At 60.5% G+C, this 16,862-nt stretch carries 16 protein-coding genes and 2 pseudogenes; 11 read left to right on the forward strand and 7 right to left on the reverse strand.

Annotated features, from left to right (window positions below):
* Positions 1 to 66 precede the first annotated feature (66 nt).
* From rpiB to F0169_RS01155, 3 genes are all read left to right on the forward strand, one after another.
* The gene (gene rpiB, locus F0169_RS01145) at positions 67 to 528 is read left to right on the forward strand and encodes a ribose 5-phosphate isomerase B (RefSeq protein WP_058412611.1); all 462 of its coding nucleotides are present in this window, start codon (positions 67 to 69) and stop codon (positions 526 to 528) included.
* A 63-nt stretch (positions 529 to 591) separates the two neighbouring features.
* The gene (locus F0169_RS01150) at positions 592 to 1,572 is read left to right on the forward strand and encodes a sugar-binding transcriptional regulator (protein ID WP_152745207.1); all 981 of its coding nucleotides are present in this window, start codon (positions 592 to 594) and stop codon (positions 1,570 to 1,572) included.
* Between the two features lie 317 nt (positions 1,573 to 1,889).
* On the forward strand, positions 1,890 to 3,452 hold the full coding sequence (locus tag F0169_RS01155) for a TerC family protein (protein WP_152745208.1): 1,563 nt from the start codon (positions 1,890 to 1,892) through the stop codon (positions 3,450 to 3,452).
* A 183-nt stretch (positions 3,453 to 3,635) separates the two neighbouring features.
* On the opposite strand, the gene F0169_RS01160 is transcribed toward F0169_RS01155, so the two are convergent.
* From F0169_RS01160 to F0169_RS01170, 3 genes are all read right to left on the reverse strand, one after another.
* Positions 3,636 to 4,379, reverse strand: coding sequence for a hypothetical protein (locus F0169_RS01160; protein WP_058412608.1), 744 nt, complete (start codon positions 4,377 to 4,379; stop codon positions 3,636 to 3,638).
* A 205-nt stretch (positions 4,380 to 4,584) separates the two neighbouring features.
* Positions 4,585 to 4,953 (reverse strand): thioredoxin family protein, encoded by a 369-nt coding sequence (locus F0169_RS01165; RefSeq protein WP_058412607.1) that lies wholly within the window; start codon positions 4,951 to 4,953, stop codon positions 4,585 to 4,587.
* 93 nt (positions 4,954 to 5,046) lie between these two features.
* Entirely contained in the window at positions 5,047 to 5,295 is a 249-nt protein-coding gene (locus F0169_RS01170; RefSeq protein WP_152745209.1) for a hypothetical protein, read from the reverse strand.
* A gap of 331 nt (positions 5,296 to 5,626) precedes the next feature.
* Between F0169_RS01170 and F0169_RS01175 the strand changes: the two genes are divergently transcribed.
* The 8 genes and pseudogenes from F0169_RS01175 (at position 5,627) to F0169_RS01210 (ending at position 12,218) form a co-directional block, all read left to right on the forward strand.
* Positions 5,627 to 6,475, forward strand: coding sequence for a transporter substrate-binding domain-containing protein (locus F0169_RS01175; protein WP_058412605.1), 849 nt, complete (start codon positions 5,627 to 5,629; stop codon positions 6,473 to 6,475).
* Between the two features lie 52 nt (positions 6,476 to 6,527).
* Positions 6,528 to 7,190, forward strand: a complete 663-nt coding sequence (locus F0169_RS01180) for an amino acid ABC transporter permease (RefSeq protein WP_152745210.1) — start codon at positions 6,528 to 6,530, stop codon at positions 7,188 to 7,190.
* Positions 7,191 to 7,201: 11 nt separating this feature from the next.
* Entirely contained in the window at positions 7,202 to 7,864 is a 663-nt protein-coding gene (locus tag F0169_RS01185; RefSeq protein WP_058412603.1) for an amino acid ABC transporter permease, read from the forward strand.
* Complete coding sequence (locus F0169_RS01190) at positions 7,861 to 8,643, forward strand: amino acid ABC transporter ATP-binding protein (protein ID WP_152745211.1); 783 nt, start codon at positions 7,861 to 7,863, stop codon at positions 8,641 to 8,643. Before F0169_RS01185 ends, F0169_RS01190 begins: the two co-directional genes overlap by 4 nt.
* A gap of 14 nt (positions 8,644 to 8,657) precedes the next feature.
* Positions 8,658 to 9,046, forward strand: a pseudogene (locus F0169_RS01195) (RidA family protein).
* 167 nt (positions 9,047 to 9,213) lie between these two features.
* Positions 9,214 to 9,978 carry an IclR family transcriptional regulator gene (locus F0169_RS01200; RefSeq protein ID WP_058412600.1) on the forward strand — a complete coding sequence of 255 codons (765 nt, stop codon included), beginning with the start codon at positions 9,214 to 9,216 and terminating at the stop codon, positions 9,976 to 9,978.
* Between the two features lie 10 nt (positions 9,979 to 9,988).
* Positions 9,989 to 11,197 carry an amino acid deaminase gene (locus F0169_RS01205; RefSeq protein WP_152745212.1) on the forward strand — a complete coding sequence of 403 codons (1,209 nt, stop codon included), beginning with the start codon at positions 9,989 to 9,991 and terminating at the stop codon, positions 11,195 to 11,197.
* Between the two features lie 115 nt (positions 11,198 to 11,312).
* Entirely contained in the window at positions 11,313 to 12,218 is a 906-nt protein-coding gene (locus F0169_RS01210; protein WP_152745213.1) for a sugar kinase, read from the forward strand.
* A 250-nt stretch (positions 12,219 to 12,468) separates the two neighbouring features.
* Here the strand turns inward: F0169_RS01210 and F0169_RS01215 are convergent, their stop codons facing one another.
* The 4 genes and pseudogenes from F0169_RS01215 to F0169_RS01230 all read right to left on the reverse strand — a co-directional run.
* A complete protein-coding gene (locus tag F0169_RS01215) occupies positions 12,469 to 12,744 on the reverse strand; it encodes a peptidylprolyl isomerase (RefSeq protein WP_058412597.1) in 276 nt (91 codons plus the stop codon).
* A 50-nt stretch (positions 12,745 to 12,794) separates the two neighbouring features.
* Positions 12,795 to 15,331: pseudogene (locus tag F0169_RS01220) on the reverse strand (PAS domain-containing protein).
* Positions 15,332 to 15,501: 170 nt separating this feature from the next.
* Complete coding sequence (locus tag F0169_RS01225; protein ID WP_058412595.1) at positions 15,502 to 16,275, reverse strand: 3-hydroxybutyrate dehydrogenase; 774 nt, start codon at positions 16,273 to 16,275, stop codon at positions 15,502 to 15,504.
* A 109-nt stretch (positions 16,276 to 16,384) separates the two neighbouring features.
* Positions 16,385 to 16,862 (reverse strand): ATP-binding cassette domain-containing protein (locus tag F0169_RS01230; RefSeq protein WP_152745214.1); only part of this gene is annotated, 478 nt, incomplete at its 5' end.

The raw sequence follows: 16,862 nt of genomic DNA on the forward strand, positions 1-16,862 counted from the left end.
GTGAAATTTCACCTAGTGATCATATGATCATTCTAAAATACGATCACGGCAGCGGAGCCAGACGCCATGAACACACCTTTCCCGGTGGCTATCGGATGCGATGAAGCGGGTTTTGAGCTCAAAGAGCTGTTGAGGCGCCACATCGAGGCGCTGGGTTACCCGGTGACCGACTTCGGCACCCATTCCACCGCGCCGGTGCTTTACCCGGACATCGCGCTGGCCGTGGCCAGCGCGATTAATGCCGGGCAGCAACGGCTGGGCGTGCTGGTGTGTGGCACCGGAATCGGCATGGCGATTTCGGCGAACAAGGTGCTCGGCATTCGCGCGGCCCAGGCCCACGACACCTATTCGGCGGAGCGCGCGCGCAAGAGCAACGATGCGCAGATCCTGTCCATCGGCGCGCGGGTGATCGGCGCGGAGCTGGCCAAAAGCGTGGTCAAGTCGTTCCTTGAATCGGAGTTCGAAGCGGCGCGCTCCGGGGCCAAGGTCGAGCGCATCAATGCGATCGAGCGCGATGGGCATCAATAGTGGACGGCACGGGGCAAGAGTCGGGAGAATGCGCCTTTGACGTCGAAACGGAAGCCCGTCCCCATGAGTGACAGTACCCAGCGTATCGCCAGCGATATCGATCAAATGACCGAAGTGGCGATGCTCTATTACCTTGAGAACGTCACTCAGGAGGCGATTGCCAAGCGCTTCGACCTGTCGCGCGCGAAAGTCAGCCGCTTGCTCAAACGTGCGCGCGATGAAGGCATTGTCGAGGTGCGCGTGCTGCAGCACCCGGCGATGAACAACGAATTGGAGCGGGCGCTGGTCGAACGCTTCAAGCTCGACCGCGCCTTGATCGCCGTCGACCACAGCGACCCCGACACGCAGCGCTCGGCCGTCGCCAGCCTGGTCGCCAACTACCTGAACAAGACCCTGAGCGACGGCATGATCGTCGCCGTGGGCATGGGGCGCAACGTCGGTGCGGTGGCCGATAACGTGTTTTTGCCGGTGACGCGCAATTGCACATTTGTCTGCGCCATCGGCGGTTCGCTCAAGGCCGGTGAGTACATGAACCCCGATCATATCTGCCGGCGCCTGGCCATGCGTTTTGGCGGCGAGAGCGAAAGCCTGTACGCCCCGGCGCTGGTGGCCAACCCGGAGCTGCGTGGGGTGTTGATCACCAACGACACGGTGCGTTCGACGCTGGACCGGGCGCGACGCGCGGACATTGCGCTGATCGGCATCGGCGACATGAGCGAAAACAGCAACATGGTGCGCATGGGCTGGTTCTCGCCGCAGGAAATTGCCCAGGCGCGCTTGTCCGGCACCGTCGGCGACATGATGGGCTACGACTTTATCGACATCCACGGCCAGCCTGCGGTCAACGCAATTCAAGGGCGCGTGATCGGGCTGACGGTGCAAGAGCTGTTTCGCATCCCGGACGTGGTCGCGATTGCCAGCGAGAACACCAAGGCCGCGGCGACGCTTGGCGCACTGCGCTCGGGCGTGATCAACACGCTGGCGACCACGGTGACCAACGCGCACACGATTTTGGCGCTGGACGACGCCACCCGAAAGCCTTGATTCAACGCAGATCAAGCCGTGTGCGAGTCGATCGTTCCCACAGAGCGTGGGAGCGATCATCGCTGTTGCGCTTACAGATTTTGTAATAGTTTTGCGTTGTAGGAAATCCGTGTTTCGGTTGTACGATTCAAGTCCTTTTCTCAGTGCAGGACTTGCATGAACACCCTCTCGGAGCCTCCCAGTCGTCTTTCCTCAAGACCGCCACTGCCGCTGTTCCCGCTGAAGTACCCCCAATACCCACGGCTAACCGTGCCCCGGTCGACTGACCGCGCTTTGCCGTGCCCGGCATTCTGAATATCAATAAAGAGACCCTATAAATGGAATGGTTAGCGGACCCAACGGCCTGGCTCGGCTTGTTGACGTTGATTGTGCTGGAGCTGGTGCTGGGCATCGACAACCTGGTGTTTATCGCGATTTTGGCCGACAAGTTGCCGCCCGAGCAGCGTGACCGGGCGCGCTTGATCGGTTTGTCGCTGGCGCTGTTGATGCGCCTCGGCTTGCTGGCGAGTATTTCCTGGCTGGTCACGCTCACTCAGCCGCTGTTCGAGGTGTTCGACAAGAGCTTCTCGGGCCGTGACCTGATCATGCTGTTTGGGGGTGTGTTCCTGCTGTTCAAGGCCACCATGGAATTGCACGAGCGTCTTGAAGGGCATGTGGCGCAGCGCTCGGGCAATGTGGCCTATGCGATGTTCTGGCCGATCGTCGCGCAGATCGTGGTGCTCGACGCGGTGTTCTCGCTCGACGCGGTGATTACCGCCGTCGGCATGGTCGATGAGCTGGCGGTGATGATGATCGCGGTGATCGTGTCCATCGGCCTGATGATCGTCGCGAGCAAGCCGCTCACGCGTTTCGTCAATGCGCACCCGACAGTGATCATGCTGTGCCTGGGCTTTTTGATGATGATCGGTTTCGCCCTGACCGCCGAAGGCTTGGGCTTCCATATTCCGAAAGGCTACCTGTACGCGGCGATTGGTTTCTCGATTTTGATCGAAATGTTCAACCAGATTGCCCGTTCGCGCCGCAAAAAGTCGGCGCAAGGCGTGTTGCCGGTGCGCGAACGCACTGCGCATGCGGTGATGCGCTTGCTCGGCGGCCGCAGCCTGGCGGTGGAGGAAGTGGGTGAAGAGGTGGCTGACTTGCTCGGCGAGCCCGACGCTACCCAAGGCCCACTGTTTGATCGGCGCGAACGCGTGATGATCAGTGGCGTGTTGCAATTGGCCGAGCGGCCGATCCGCAGCCTGATGACGCCGCGCGCCAAGGTCGACTGTATTGATTTGGCCGACGACGCCGAGACTGTCCGCCTGAAGTTGATGCACTCGCCTTACTCGCGCCTGCCATTGATTCGCAACGGCGCGGTCGACGAGCCCTTGGGGTTTGTGCACAAAAAGGAGTTGCTCAAGGAATATCTGGCTGGCACCGAGCCTAACCTTGAGCATCTGGCACGCCGTGCGATCAACCTGCTGGAGAGCTTTTCGATTCTCAACGCCTTGGAGCAAATGCGTCAGGAATCGACGCACATTGCCTTCGTGATCAACGAATTCGGCGACTTCATGGGTGTGTTGAGCATGACCGACATCCTCGAATCCATCGCCGGTGAGTTACCCGATGCCAGCGAAATCGAAGGGCCGGACATTGTCGAGGAAGGTGATGGGTTTCGCGCCAACGGCGCCTTGAACCTGAACCTGGTTCGCCAGCGCACCGACTTCAAAGCCGTCGCCACCGAGGACTATCAAACCCTGGCGGGCTTGGTCATGAGCCTGCTCGACCGCCTGCCAGTGGTGGGCGACAGCCTTGAGCATGAAGGCTGGCGCCTGACGGTGGCGACGGTGGAGGAGCGGCGGGTGACTCAAGTGCTTTTGCGTCGGGCTGAGGCTGCTTGACCGGCAGCGCAGCGATGCAGATTGATAGTGCATCGCTGGCTGCGTGTGTCTGAGTCATCATTCAGATGCGTTGGGCCATGAAGATGAAGCATCCACTGAATAGCGCGAAACGCAATTGTCAGGCTGCCGTCCCGAGGTGGCCTGCGCGAGCGGTACAAGACTCATCGATCATGCCCGTGCTCTTCAGTTAACCGCTACATCACTGAACTTCACCACGTTGTCCTCGCCTTTGAGGCTGCGGAACTTGACCTTGAGTGCGGGAATACTCTCCAGCTTGCCGCGTACCGGCTGGAAGATCAGGGTGATGCGGGTCGGCACATTGCGCACCAAGGGGAAATCACTCCAGCTCTTGATTTTCGTTTGACCAACCTGCAACTGATCAATATCCAGCGAGCCACCGGTTTTTTCAAACAGGGTGCTATTACTGATTCCACGCAAATCACGGTCAACATTGGTATTGGTCAGTTCCAGCACGCAACTGGGGGCTTGGCCAATCTGCTCGCATTCCACCAGTTCGATCCGCACGCCATCGACCAGCTCGATACGCTTGCCGAACAAGTTGGCCCCATCATTTTCCACGATCATCTTTTGCGACTGCGCAAATTCGAAGGTGGGTTTGGCGTATTCACTGCCGAGGGTAAAGAACCCGCCAGCCAGCAAGGCTGCAAGGATCAACGAAAGCGTGCCTTTCATCGCTTCTGGCAAACGACGCGCCTGCCAGCCGATAGACAATGCTGCCAGGAACAGAAATACGCTGATGAGCAGGATCAGGTTCTTCCAATTGACGAAGCCAAAACCAAATACGCTGGGGTCAGGAAACACATAAGTGATCAGTGCCCACATGGCGCCAAGCGTGGCGCTGATTCCGGCCATGATTTTGGTGATTGCGATGTTAAGACGGTTTTGTGGAAGAGGCGAAGTGTCCATACAGGTTTAAAAATCCATCGAAGCCAGAAGGGGAAGCCGATCGCTGACAATGCGCAGTCGCGGCTCCCCGCCATTATCCAGTAAGTAGCTGCCGGGTAAAGCCGTGCGATTGAAGATCCCGCAATCGGCACACACTCGGCGCGAGGGCAGCGCTCTGGTTTGGCGGCCGTTGGCTCGGCTAAAGGTGCATCAAACCTTGCGATTATTAGTCGGCGGCGTGCAGGAGAGTAGTCGCGGGGGTATCTCTTGTGGCATAGCGTTTGAACGTGCGCATCAGACGTTTTGCCTGGCCTTCGTCCTCGCCAAAGCCCTTGAGTTTTTCCTGCAATTGCCCATTGAGATACACCAATAGCGTCGGGGTACCGCTCACTTCGGGGTGTCTTGGCGTGTTTTCGCAGTCCAGCACCAGGCTCACTGCGAGCGGGTATCGAGCGGCGACCAATTCGAATAACTCCACGGCATCCGGGCAGGCAAAGCAGTGTTGCGAGGCAAATAACAAGAATACCGGGTGAGGTGTACTCAGGATTCTTTGATAATCCTCTGCGTTGGCAATGGTTGCGCTGGCAATTACCATCACAGTTTGACTCCTTGGCAGTAGTGGGCTCGACCGACACTAGGTCCACAGACCACCCGCGTCTACTGTCAACCTTCACAGGTAGCCCGGTGTTCACGCGTCCTGCGCGCGCTCCACACGCTCGCGTGCCTTGCGCGCCTGGCTGGCACATTTGCGGTATTCCTCATTGTCCCTGGAGGCCTTCGCCTGCCGGTAGCCATGGTGGTTCTGACTGGTGTAGTTGGTGCTGAAGGCTTCCTTGAGCTTTCGCAGTTCTTCTTTGCATTCGCGGCGGTCGTTGCTGGCCGAGGCGCTGCCGGCCGCCAGAAGGCATAACACAAGCACAGTGAGACGGAGCTTCATGGCAAACGGGTCCTTGTCGGGCTGATGTGCCAAGGCTAGCCCAACGCCGGGAATTTTCCACGCCTGCGCGTGCTGCAACAGTGCGCGGTAACGCCCTGATAGCGCACTGGCGTGGGGCCTTTCACCGCAGGCTGGGGCATTGGGTAGCAATTTGATGCCAAGTGCTGGCGCAACGCCGCCTTGCGCTCGAAGATTTATCTGGCTGATTTCTAACGTTTTTATCCTTGTCATATTTTTCTGTTACTGCGTGTGGCACACTTTCTGCTGTCTATTCCGTTGTTACATACCAAGTTCCGGTATAGCGGAATACACAACTCCTGGAGTGCTTGTCATGCATCACCGACCTTCCGTGTTTAAAGCGTGTGTTTTTCTCTTCGCCGCATCGGCTTGCCTTGCCAGCACTGTGCAGGCTGCGGGCAGCAAGCTGGACGATGTGCTCAAACGTGGGCATCTGATCGTCGGTACAGGCAGTACCAATGCGCCGTGGCACTTCCAGGGAGCGGATGGCAAGTTGCAGGGTTTTGATATCGACATCGGCCGCATTGTGGCCAAAGGGTTGTTCAACGACCCAAGCAAGGTCGAGTTTGTGGTGCAGTCGTCTGACGCACGCATTCCCAACTTGCTGACCGACAAGGTCGACATGAGTTGCCAGTTCATCACCGTCACCGCCAGCCGTGCGCAACAGGTGGCGTTCACCTTGCCGTACTACCGCGAAGGCGTCGGCCTGCTGTTGCCGAACAACAGCAAGTACAAAGAGATCGAAGACCTGCAAGCCGCAGGCGACGGCATCACCGTGGCCGTGCTGCAAAACGTTTACGCCGAAGAACTGGTGCACCAGGCGCTGCCAAAAGCCAAGGTTGACCAATACGACAGCGTCGACCTGATGTACCAGGCAGTCAACTCCGGCCGCGCCGATGCCGCCGCCACCGACCAGTCTTCGGTCAAGTACCTGATGGTGCAGAACCCCGGCCGCTACCGCAGCCCGGCCTACGCATGGAGCCCGCAAACCTACGCGTGCGCGGTCAAGCGTGGCGACCAGGACTGGCTGAACTTCGTTAACACCGCGCTGCATGAAGCCATGACCGGTGTGGAGTTCCCCACCTACAAGGCCTCGTTCAAGCAATGGTTCGGTGTCGATTTGCCAGAGCCTGCGATTGGTTTTCCTGTTGAATTCAAGTGACGTGTAAACCGGGGGCGCTGCGTTTGGCGCCCCGCTTCAGGTACTGCCGACCATGAACTATGAGTTGAATTTTGCCGCCGTGTGGCGTGATTTCCCCAGCTTGCTGGCGGGGCTCGGTCTGGGCCTCGAACTGGCCTTGCTGTCGATCGCGATTGGCTGCGTGATCGGCCTGATGATGGCGTTTGCCATGCTGTCCAAACACCGCGCGTTGCGAGTGTTCGCCTCGGTGTATGTGACGGTGATCCGCAATACGCCGATCCTCGTGCTGATCCTGTTGATCTACTTTGCATTGCCGTCGCTGGGCATTCGCCTGGATAAAATCCCTTCATTCATCATCACTTTGTCGTTGTACGCCGGTGCTTACCTCACCGAAGTATTCCGCGCCGGGCTGCTGAATATTCCCAAGGGCTTGCGTGAAGCCGGCTTGGCCATCGGCTTGGGCGAGTGGCGTATTCGCGCCTACATCACCGTGCCGGTGATGCTGCGCAACGTGTTGCCGGCGCTGTCGAACAACTTTATTTCGCTGTTCAAGGACACCTCGCTGGCCGCCGCCATCGCGGTGCCGGAACTGACGTATTACGCCCGCAAGATCAACGTTGAAAGCTACCGGGTGATTGAAACCTGGATGGTCACGACCGCGCTCTACGTGGCGGCCTGTTACTTCATTGCCATGCTGCTCCGTTACCTGGAACAGCGTTTGGCGATCCGTCGTTAAGGAGGGGTTCCATGTACGAGTCCCCAAGCTGGTTGCATGAGTTGTGGGTCGCCCGGGATACCCTCTGGGCGGGGTTTCAGACCAGCGTGTATTGCTCGGCGCTGGCGATTTTTTTCGGCACGCTGATCGGCATCGTCGCCGGGTTGGTGCTGACCTACGGCAAGTTCTGGATGCGCGCGCCGTTTCGTCTGTATGTCGACCTGATTCGCGGCACGCCGGTGTTTGTGCTGGTGCTGGCGTGTTTCTACATGCTGCCGGCGCTCGGTTGGCAAATCAGCGCGTTCCAGGCCGGTGCGGTCGGGCTGACCTTGTTCTGTGGCTCGCACGTGTCGGAAATCGTGCGCGGCGCGCTGCAAGCCATACCGCGTGGGCAACTGGAAGCGGGCAGGGCGATTGGCCTGACGTTCTACCAGTCCCTGGCTTACGTGCTGTTGCCCCAGGCGCTGCGGCAGATACTGCCCACGTGGGTCAATTCTTCCACGGAAATCGTCAAGGCCTCGACCTTGCTCTCGGTGATCGGCGTGGCTGAATTGCTGCTAAGCACTCAGCAAGTGATCGCGCGCACCTTCATGACCCTGGAGTTCTACCTGTTCGCCGGGTTTCTGTTCTTTGTCATCAACTACGCCATCGAGTTATTCGGGCGCTACATTGAAAAGCGGGTGGCCTTGCCATGAACCAAGCTCTTACAAACCAACCGCTGCTGAACATTCGCGGCCTGCGTAAACAGTACGGCGCGGTGGAAGTGCTCAAGGGCGTCGACCTGTCCATGCAGCGCGGTAACGTGGTGACCTTGATCGGCTCCAGCGGCTCGGGCAAAACCACGCTGCTGCGATGCGTGAACCTGCTGGAAGAATTCCAGGGCGGGCAAATCACCCTCGACGGCGAATCCATCGGCTACAGCGACGTCGCCGGCAAACGCGTGCGCCACCCCGAGCGAGTGATTGCCCAGCACCGCGCGATGACCGGCATGGCGTTCCAGCAATTCAATTTGTTCCCGCACCTTAGCGCGCTGCAAAACGTTACCCTCGGCCTGCTCAAGGTCAAAAAAATGGGCAAGGACGAAGCCGTGGCGCTGGCTGAAAAATGGCTCGACCGCGTCGGCCTGCTGGAGCGTCGCAACCACTTCCCCGGTCAGCTCTCGGGCGGCCAGCAACAACGCGTGGCGATTGCCCGCGCCATCGCCATGAACCCCAGCTTGATGCTGTTCGACGAAGTCACCTCGGCGCTCGACCCGGAGCTGGTCGGCGAAGTGCTCAGCGTGATCAAGGGGCTGGCGGAAGAGGGCATGACCATGTTGTTGGTCACCCACGAAATGCGGTTTGCCTACGAAGTCTCGGACAAGATCGTGTTCATGAACCAGGGCCGTATTGAAGAGCAGGGCACCTCGAAGGACATCTTCGAGCGCCCGCAATCGCCGCGCCTGGCGGAATTTTTGAAGAACATTCGTTTTTAATCAGGAGCTATTTTATGAGCATTACTCGTTACGGCACCGGCAGCACCGCCGGCGGTGGCCAACCCCGTCCTTTCGCGCGTGCGGTGGAAGCCGACGGCTGGCTCTACGTCTCGGGCCAGGTGCCGGCGGTCGACGGTGAAATCATCAGCGGCGGCATTGTTGAGCAAACCCGCCAAACCTTGCGCAACGTGGTGGCGATTCTTGAAGAGGCCGGCTTTGAGCTCAAGACGTGGTGCGTGTCGGCGTATGGCTGGAAGACCCTCGCGACTTCTGGAGTTTCAACAAGGTGTTCGGTGAGTATTTCACCCCGGAACACGCACCGGCGCGTGCCTGTGTGCAGGCCAACATGATGGTGGATTGCAAGGTTGAGATTGATTGCGTGGCCTACAAGAAAAAAGGCTAAATGCCTCTCTCTTGAGACCACTGAAAATCCACTGTGGGAGCTGGCTTGCCTGCGATGATGGGGTGTCAGGCAACCCATGTGCGACTGAACCACCGCCATCGCGGGCAAGCCCGCTCCCACAGGGTTTCGCTGTGCAGCATACAACTATGACCGGACCACACACTGCCATGACCGAAGACACCATCAAACGCCGCGCCAAAGGCCTGGACCGTGCATTCGACATCCTCGATTTTCTCAAGGAAGTTGGCCAGCCGCTGCGCCCGAATGATATTGCCAGCGGCATCGGCAGCCCCAAATCCACGGTCTACGAACTGGTCGCCTCGTTGCTCGAACGGCGCATCCTCGAAACAGTCGGCAAGGACGGTCACGTCTACCTCGGCCGCCAGCTGTACTTTCTTGGCCAGGCGCACTTGCGCCATTTCGACCTGACCCGCGAGGCCGACCACGCCCTGCAGGAAATCGTCAGCCAAACCCACGAAACCGCGCAGATGTGCCTGCTCAACGGGCGCAAATACACGGTGGCGCTGATGCGCGAAGGCGAGCGGCATTTTCGGATTTCTTCAGACATCGGCGAAAACGCGCCGATCCCTTGGACAGCCTCCGGGCGCCTGCTGCTGGGGCACTTGAGCGACCAGCAAATCATCGACTTGATCGACAGCGACGACTTCATCCTGCCGGACGGCCAGCGCCTGGCGCTGCCAACCTTTCTTGCGCAGATTCGTCAGGCCACCCTCGATGGCTTTTTCTCCTTCGACAGTGTGGCGGACACCTTTACCCATTGCTTCGCCGCCCCGGTGCGGGATGCCCAGGGCATCAGCATCGCGACCTTGTGCATCGTCGCCCCGCGCGCCGATGCGATCAAAAATTACAGCGACTATCGCCGGGTATTGATCGACAGCGCCAACCACCTGGCCCGGCGCATTAACGAATAGGAGCTATTGCATGTCAGCCCTCAACGCCGTTGAAAAAGGCGCCGCCGCCGTTGGCGCCCACCTGGTCCGTGACGTCAGCCTGCCGGCCATGGTGCTGCACCGTGACGCGCTGGAACACAATATTCGCTGGATGCAGGAGTTTGTCAGCCAGAGCGGCGCGCAACTGGCGCCCCATGGCAAAACCAGCATGATGCCCGCGCTGTTTCAGCGCCAGATCGAGGCGGGCGCCTGGGGTATCACGCTGGCGAACGCCGTACAAACGCGGGCCGCGTATGCCGGTGGTATCCGCCGCGTGTTGATGGCCAACCAACTGGTGGGGGCGCCGAACATGGCGTTGATCGCCGACCTGCTGGCCGACCCGAGTTTCGACTTCCATTGCATGGTCGACCACCCGGACAACGTCGCTGACCTCGGCCTGTTCTTCGCCGCCCGTGGCCTGCGCCTGAACGTAATGATCGAGTACGGCGTGGTCGGCGGCCGTTGCGGGTGCCGCAGCGAGCAGCAAGTGCGCGACCTGGCCAAGGCGATCAAGGCCCAGCCCGCGCTGGCGCTTACCGGTATCGAAGGCTACGAGGGCGTGATCCACGGCGATCAGGCTGTCAGCGGCATCCGCGATTTTGCCGCCAGCCTGGTGCGCTTGGCGGTGGACCTGCAAAACGACGGCGCTTTCGATCTGGCCACACCGATTGTGACGGCATCGGGTTCGGCCTGGTACGACCTGATCGCCGAGTCCTTCGAGGCGCAAAACGCTGCGGGGCGTTTCCTCAGCGTGCTGCGCCCTGGCAGTTACGTGGCGCACGACCACGGTATCTACAAGGATGCGCAATGCTGCGTGCTCGACCGTCGCAGCGACCTGGCCGAAGGCCTGCGCCCGGCGCTGGAAGTCTGGGCACATGTGCAATCGTTGCCCGAGCCAGGGTTTGCGGTGATTGCCCTGGGCAAACGCGACGTGGCCTATGACGCGGGTTTGCCGGTGCCGCTGATGCGCTACAGGGCCGGTATTGTGCCGGCGCAAGGCGATGATGTGACGGCGTGCAGCGTCACAGCGGTAATGGACCAGCACGCGTTCATGCGCGTGGCGCCGGGGGTTGAACTGCGTATCGGCGACATTATTTCATTCGGCACCTCGCACCCTTGCCTGACCTTCGACAAGTGGCAAGTGGGCTGCCTGGTGGATGAGCAACTGCAAGTGATCGAGTCTTTGCACACCTGTTTTTAGACCGAGTGGCCCCTATCGCGAGCAAGCCCGCTCCCACATTGGACGTGTGAATACATTTAATTGTGGGAGCGGGCTTGCTCGCGATGAGGCCCCACCATTCACCGGAGACCTCAGCATGAGCACGCAACCGCGCATCGCCCTGATCGGCGAATGCATGATCGAACTGCAACACCGCGCCGACGGCAGCCTGCATCAAAGCTTCGGCGGCGATACCTTGAACGCGGCGGTGTACCTGCGCCGCGAGCTGGGCGGCAGCGCCAGCGTCGACTACGTCACCGCGTTGGGCGACGACAGTTTCAGCGACGCCATGTGCAAGCACTGGGCTGAAGAAGGCTTGGGGTTGGGCCTGGTGCAGCGCCTGCCGGGGCGTTTGCCGGGTTTGTACTGCATCCAGACGGACGCGAATGGCGAGCGCAAGTTTCTGTACTGGCGCAACGAAGCGGCGGTGCGTGACTGTTTCACTACGCCGGCGGCCGAGCCGATCCTGGCCGCGTTGCCGGATTACGCCGTGGTGTATTTCAGCGGCATCACCTTGGCGGTGTTGGGGCAGATTGGCCGTGAGCGGTTAATGCAAACGCTGATCGAAACCCGTAAACGCGGGGGCAAGGTGGTGTTCGACAACAACTACCGGCCGCGTTTGTGGGCCAGCGTGGCGGCGGCGCGTGCGGCGTATCAGCAGGTGTTGGCGCAGGTCGACATGGCTTTGCTGACGGAGGATGACGAGCGTGCGTTGTTTGGGTATGAGGGCAGTGAGCAGGTGTTTGCGGCGTACACGGCGATTCAGGAAGTGGTGCTCAAGCGCGGTGCGGATGCGTGTTTGATTCGCTGCGCAGGGCAGCGTTTCGAGGTGCCGGCGTTGAAGGTTGAGAAGGTCGTGGATACGACGGCGGCGGGGGATTCGTTCAGTGCGGCGTATTTGGCCAGTCGGCTCACGGGAGGCTCGCCTGAGCAAGCCGCGTTGGCCGGACATCGCTTGGCCAGCCGGGTTATCCAGGTACCGGGTGCGCTGATTCCGAGGTAGCGGGTGTATGGCCGCCTGCGGCGGATCGCGGGCAAGCCCGGCTCCCACAGTTGACCGCGTTTCAACTGTGGGCCGCGTTGGCCGGACATCGCTTGGCCAGCCGGGTTATCCAGGTACCGGGTGCGCTGATTCCGAGGTAGCGGGTGTAGGGTCGCCTGCGGCGGATCGCGGGCAAGCCCGGCTCCCACAGTTGACCGCGTTTCAACTGTGGGAGCTGGCTTGCCTGCGATAGCAGTCTCAAGCCAAACACTCAATCGCGGTAGAACACCTGCACCAGGTGGTACCCAAACTTGCTCTTGATCGGCCCGTGCACCACGCGCAGGGGTTTCTTGAAAATCACCGCGTCGATCGCCCCAACCATCTGCCCTGGCCGAACCTCGCCCAAATCACCGCCGCGCTTACCGGACGGGCAGGTCGAGTGTTTCTTGGCCAACACATCAAACGCTTCACCCTGGGCGATACGCTGCTTGAGCTGTTCGGCTTCTTCACTGGTTTTCACCAGAATGTGACGGGCTTGGGCTTTCATCCGGTTACCTTGCAACGGTCAAACGTAAGGGCGCGCGATTATGCCTGAAGTCACTCATCATCGTTGATCATGCCGCGGATTTTTGTCGCCAGCACGTCGACGGAAAACGGTTTGGCTATCATGTCCATGCCGTCCTCCAGAAAGCCTTGGCGCTCGGCGGCTTTTTCGGCGTAGCCGGTCATGAACAATACGCGCAGGCCCGGCCGGTGCTGGCGGGCGATTTCCGCCAGTTGGCGGCCATTCATGCCCGGCAGGCCGACGTCGGTGACCAGCAAGTCCACGCGCAAATCCGATTCCAGCAACGGCAGCGCCGTGCGCGAATCCGCTGCCTGGTGGGCGGTATAGCCGAGTTCGTCGAGCACATTGATCACCAGCATGCGCACGGCGGGGTCGTCTTCGACCACCACCACAGCTTCGCCGGCCAGCGCCAGCGGCGCTTCGCCCAAATGTTCCGGCAGGTTGCTTTCCAGCGCGGTGCCGTGCAGGCGCGGCAAGTACAGGCGCACGCAGGTGCCTTGGCCGGGTTCGCTTTGAATCGTCACGTGGCCGCCGGACTGTTGCGCAAACCCGTAGATCATCGACAGCCCAAGGCCGGTGCCCTGGCCGATGGGCTTGGTGGTGAAGAACGGGTCGAACGCTTGGCAAGAATTTTGGGGGCCATGCCGGTGCCGTTGTCGCACACGCCGAGCATCACGTAGTCGCCGGCCTTGACCGGTTCGAGGGTGGTGATGTCGGTGCCGTCCAGGTAACTGTTGGCGGTTTCGATGAGGATTTCACCGCCGTCGGGCATTGCGTCGCGCGCGTTGATCACCAGATTGAGCAGGGCGTTTTCCAATTGGCTGGCGTCGGTGTTGACCGCCCAGATGTCTTTGCCCAACTGCACTTTTAGCGCGATATGCGCGCCTTTGGTGCGGCGAAACAACTCCTCAAGCGACGCCACCAGTTGGTTGGGGTCGAGCGGCTGGCGGTCCAGCGACTGGCGGCGGGAGAACGCCAGCAGCCGGTGCGTCAGGGCGGCTGCACGGTGCGCGGACGCCACGGCGGCCTCGGTAAACCGGCCGATTTCGTCACTGCGCCCGGCGGCGATGTAGCGTTGCATCAGGTCCAGGCTACCGATAATTCCCGTCAGCATGTTGTTGAAGTCGTGGGCGATGCCGCCGGTAAGCTGGCCCACCGCTTCCATTTTCTGCGCATGGCGCAATGCATCTTCGGCGCGCTCGCGTTCGAACATTTCATTTTGCAGGCGCTGGTTGGCCTCAGCCAGCGCCTGGGTGCGCTGGGCCACACGCTCTTCGAGGTTCTCGTTGAGGTGGCGCAGGGCTTCTTCGGTGAGTTTGCGTTCGGTCTCGTCGATCACAAAAATGTAGAAGCCGTTGACCGAGCCGTCATTGCTGAAGCGCGGCAGGTACTTCATCAACGCATGCCGTGGCCTGCCGTCGTGATGCGGCGTCACGGTCATAAAACTGCAGGCCTTGCCGTTGAGCGCGGCGGTGATTTTATCCTCGCGCCCGGCATACACCTCGTCGCCGAGCACCTCGCGGATGCTCTTGCCGTACAGCTCCTGCGGCGTCATGCCGTACCAGTCGAGGTAGGCGCTGTTGTTCAAGCGAAAACGCTGTTCGTGGTCGACATAGCCGATCAACACCGGCATGGCGTTAATGATCAACTGCAACTCGGTCTGGCTTTGGCGCAACGCCTGTTCGGTGTGCTTGCGCTCGGTCAGGTCCAGCGCGGCGCCCAGAAACCGCGCCGGGCGGCCATGTGGGTCCTTGTAGCAACGGCCGCGGGCAAACACCCAACGCACTTGGCCGTCGGCTTGCAGCAAGCGGTATTCCTCGGCGTATTCGGTGCCAAAGGTGATGCAATGCTTGATGCTTCTGGCGACCGTGCCACGGTCTTCGGGGTGCACGCCTTGCAGGTAGTCGCTGATCGGCAGCAGGCCGGCATCACTCGGGTCGACGCCGTGCAGGTAGGCGAAGTGGGCGTCGGCGATAAAGTGGTCTTCGCCGATGTCCCAATCCCAGGTGCCGACCGCGTCTGTAGCGGCCAGCGCCAGTTGCAGGCGTTGCTCGGTATTGTGTTGGGCCTTGAGGCTGTCTTCGGAGCGCTGTTGCAGTTCGAGGGTTTTGCTGCGGCGCTCGTTGGTTTCGATGGTGGTGACCAGAATGCCTGCGACCGCACCGCTTTCATCGCGTATCGGGCTGTACGTCATGTCCAGCCAGATCTCGGTGTCGCGGTGATTGCGTTGCAGCACAAAGCGCTGTTCGCTGAAGGTGCGCACCTGGCCCTTAAGCACGGCTTCGTAGATGGGCGTGGTGAAGCTTGCAAGCTCCGGCCAGGTCTCTTGCGCCGGCTGGCCCATCGCGCCGGGGTGTTTGTTACCCGCAAGCGCAGCAAAACCGTCGTTGTAGAGCTGAGTCAGTTGGCTGCCCCACAGCAGCAGCATCGGCATCGGTGAGTTGACAACGATGTCCACCGCCGTGCGCAGGCTTTGCGGCCACTCATTGGCCTCACCGAGGGGGCTTTGCGCCCAGTCCAGCCGCGCAATCAATGCAGCGGCTTCGCTACCGGTGACTGTTCCATTCATGTAAAAACCCTACGCATAACACTCTGAAATATGACAAAAGCCGATTATCCCGCGAGAGGGCAGCGGCTGACTACCCCGAAAAATAGCACGCCGTGGCACGTTGTCTTCAAAACTGTGGGTGAGTGCTGAAACCTTTCATCTTTGATCGCCTGTTAGCGCAAGGTCGGGGTTTACTGCGCAAGCCAGCCGCCGTCGATATTCCATGCGGCGCCGCGCACCTGGCTACCGGCCTCGCTGCACAAAAACAACACCAGCTCGCCCAACTGCGGCGGCGTCACAAACGCCAGCGAAGGCTGTTTTTCAGCGAGCAAATCATGCTGCGCCTGCTGTGGGCTCACGCCGTTGGCGGCGCGGTCATCAATCTGCTTCTGCACCAGCGGCGTCAGCACAAAGCCTGGGCAAATAGCGTTGCAGGTGACGTTGCTGGTGGCGGTTTCCAGGCCCACCACTTTGGTCAAACCAATCACGCCATGCTTGGCCGCCACATAGGCGGCCTTGCCCACCGAGCCGACCTGACCGTGCACCGAGGCGACATTGACGATGCGCCCCCAGCCTTTGGCCTTCATGCCCGGCAAGCTCAAACGCGTGCTGTGGAATACCGACGACAAGTTGATCGCGATGATCGAATCCCAGCGTTCGGCGGGGAAGTCTTCCACCGCCGCCACGTGCTGGATACCGGCGTTGTTGACCAGAATGTCGACGCCGCCGAACTCGCGCTCGGCGTAGGCGAGCATGTCGGCGATCTGCGCCGGGTCGCTGACGTCGGCCGGGTGATGGCCGACCTTGCCGCCAAACGCCTGCACCTGCGCGATCACCGCGTCGGCATCGCCGAAGCCGTTGAGGATAACGTTGGCGCCGGCCTTGGCCAGGCTCAGCGCGATACCCAAGCCGATGCCGCTGGTGGAGCCGGTAACCAGGGCGGTCTTGCCGTTCAATGGGGTCATGAACACCTCATGCAATGCAGAATGTGGTCAACAGAAAGCAAAAGCAGATCTGCTGTGTACTCCAAACCGGCTTTTTATCTATCAAAAGCCATATCCAGGACCCGGCCGCCTACAGCGGAATATGCGCCGCCGCGAGCAATTCCTGAGTGTACGGATGCTGCGGCGATTCAAACACAGCATGGCTGGCGCCGCGCTCGACCACCTTGCCATCCTTGACCACGATCATGTCGTGGGCCATCGCGCGCACCACCGCCAGATCATGGCTGATAAACAGGTACGTCAGGCCATACTTTTCCTGCAACTCACGCAACAACTCGACCACCTGCTTTTGCACCGTGCGGTCCAACGCGGACGTCGGTTCATCCAGCAACATCAGCGCAGGTTTCAGCACCAGCGCGCGGGCGATGGCAATGCGTTGGCGCTGGCCGCCGGAAAACTCATGCGGGTAGCGATGCCGGCTGGCGGGGTCGAGGCCCACGTCCTTGAGCACTTGAACCACCTGCGCGTCGCGGTCGGCGAGGCTGCACGGCGCGTGCACCTCCAGGCCTTCGCTGATGATCTGCGCAACCGACATGCGCGGGCTGAGG

It is taken from the genome of Pseudomonas kitaguniensis (assembly GCF_009296165.1).
Classification (GTDB): Bacteria; Pseudomonadota; Gammaproteobacteria; order Pseudomonadales; family Pseudomonadaceae; genus Aquipseudomonas; species Aquipseudomonas kitaguniensis.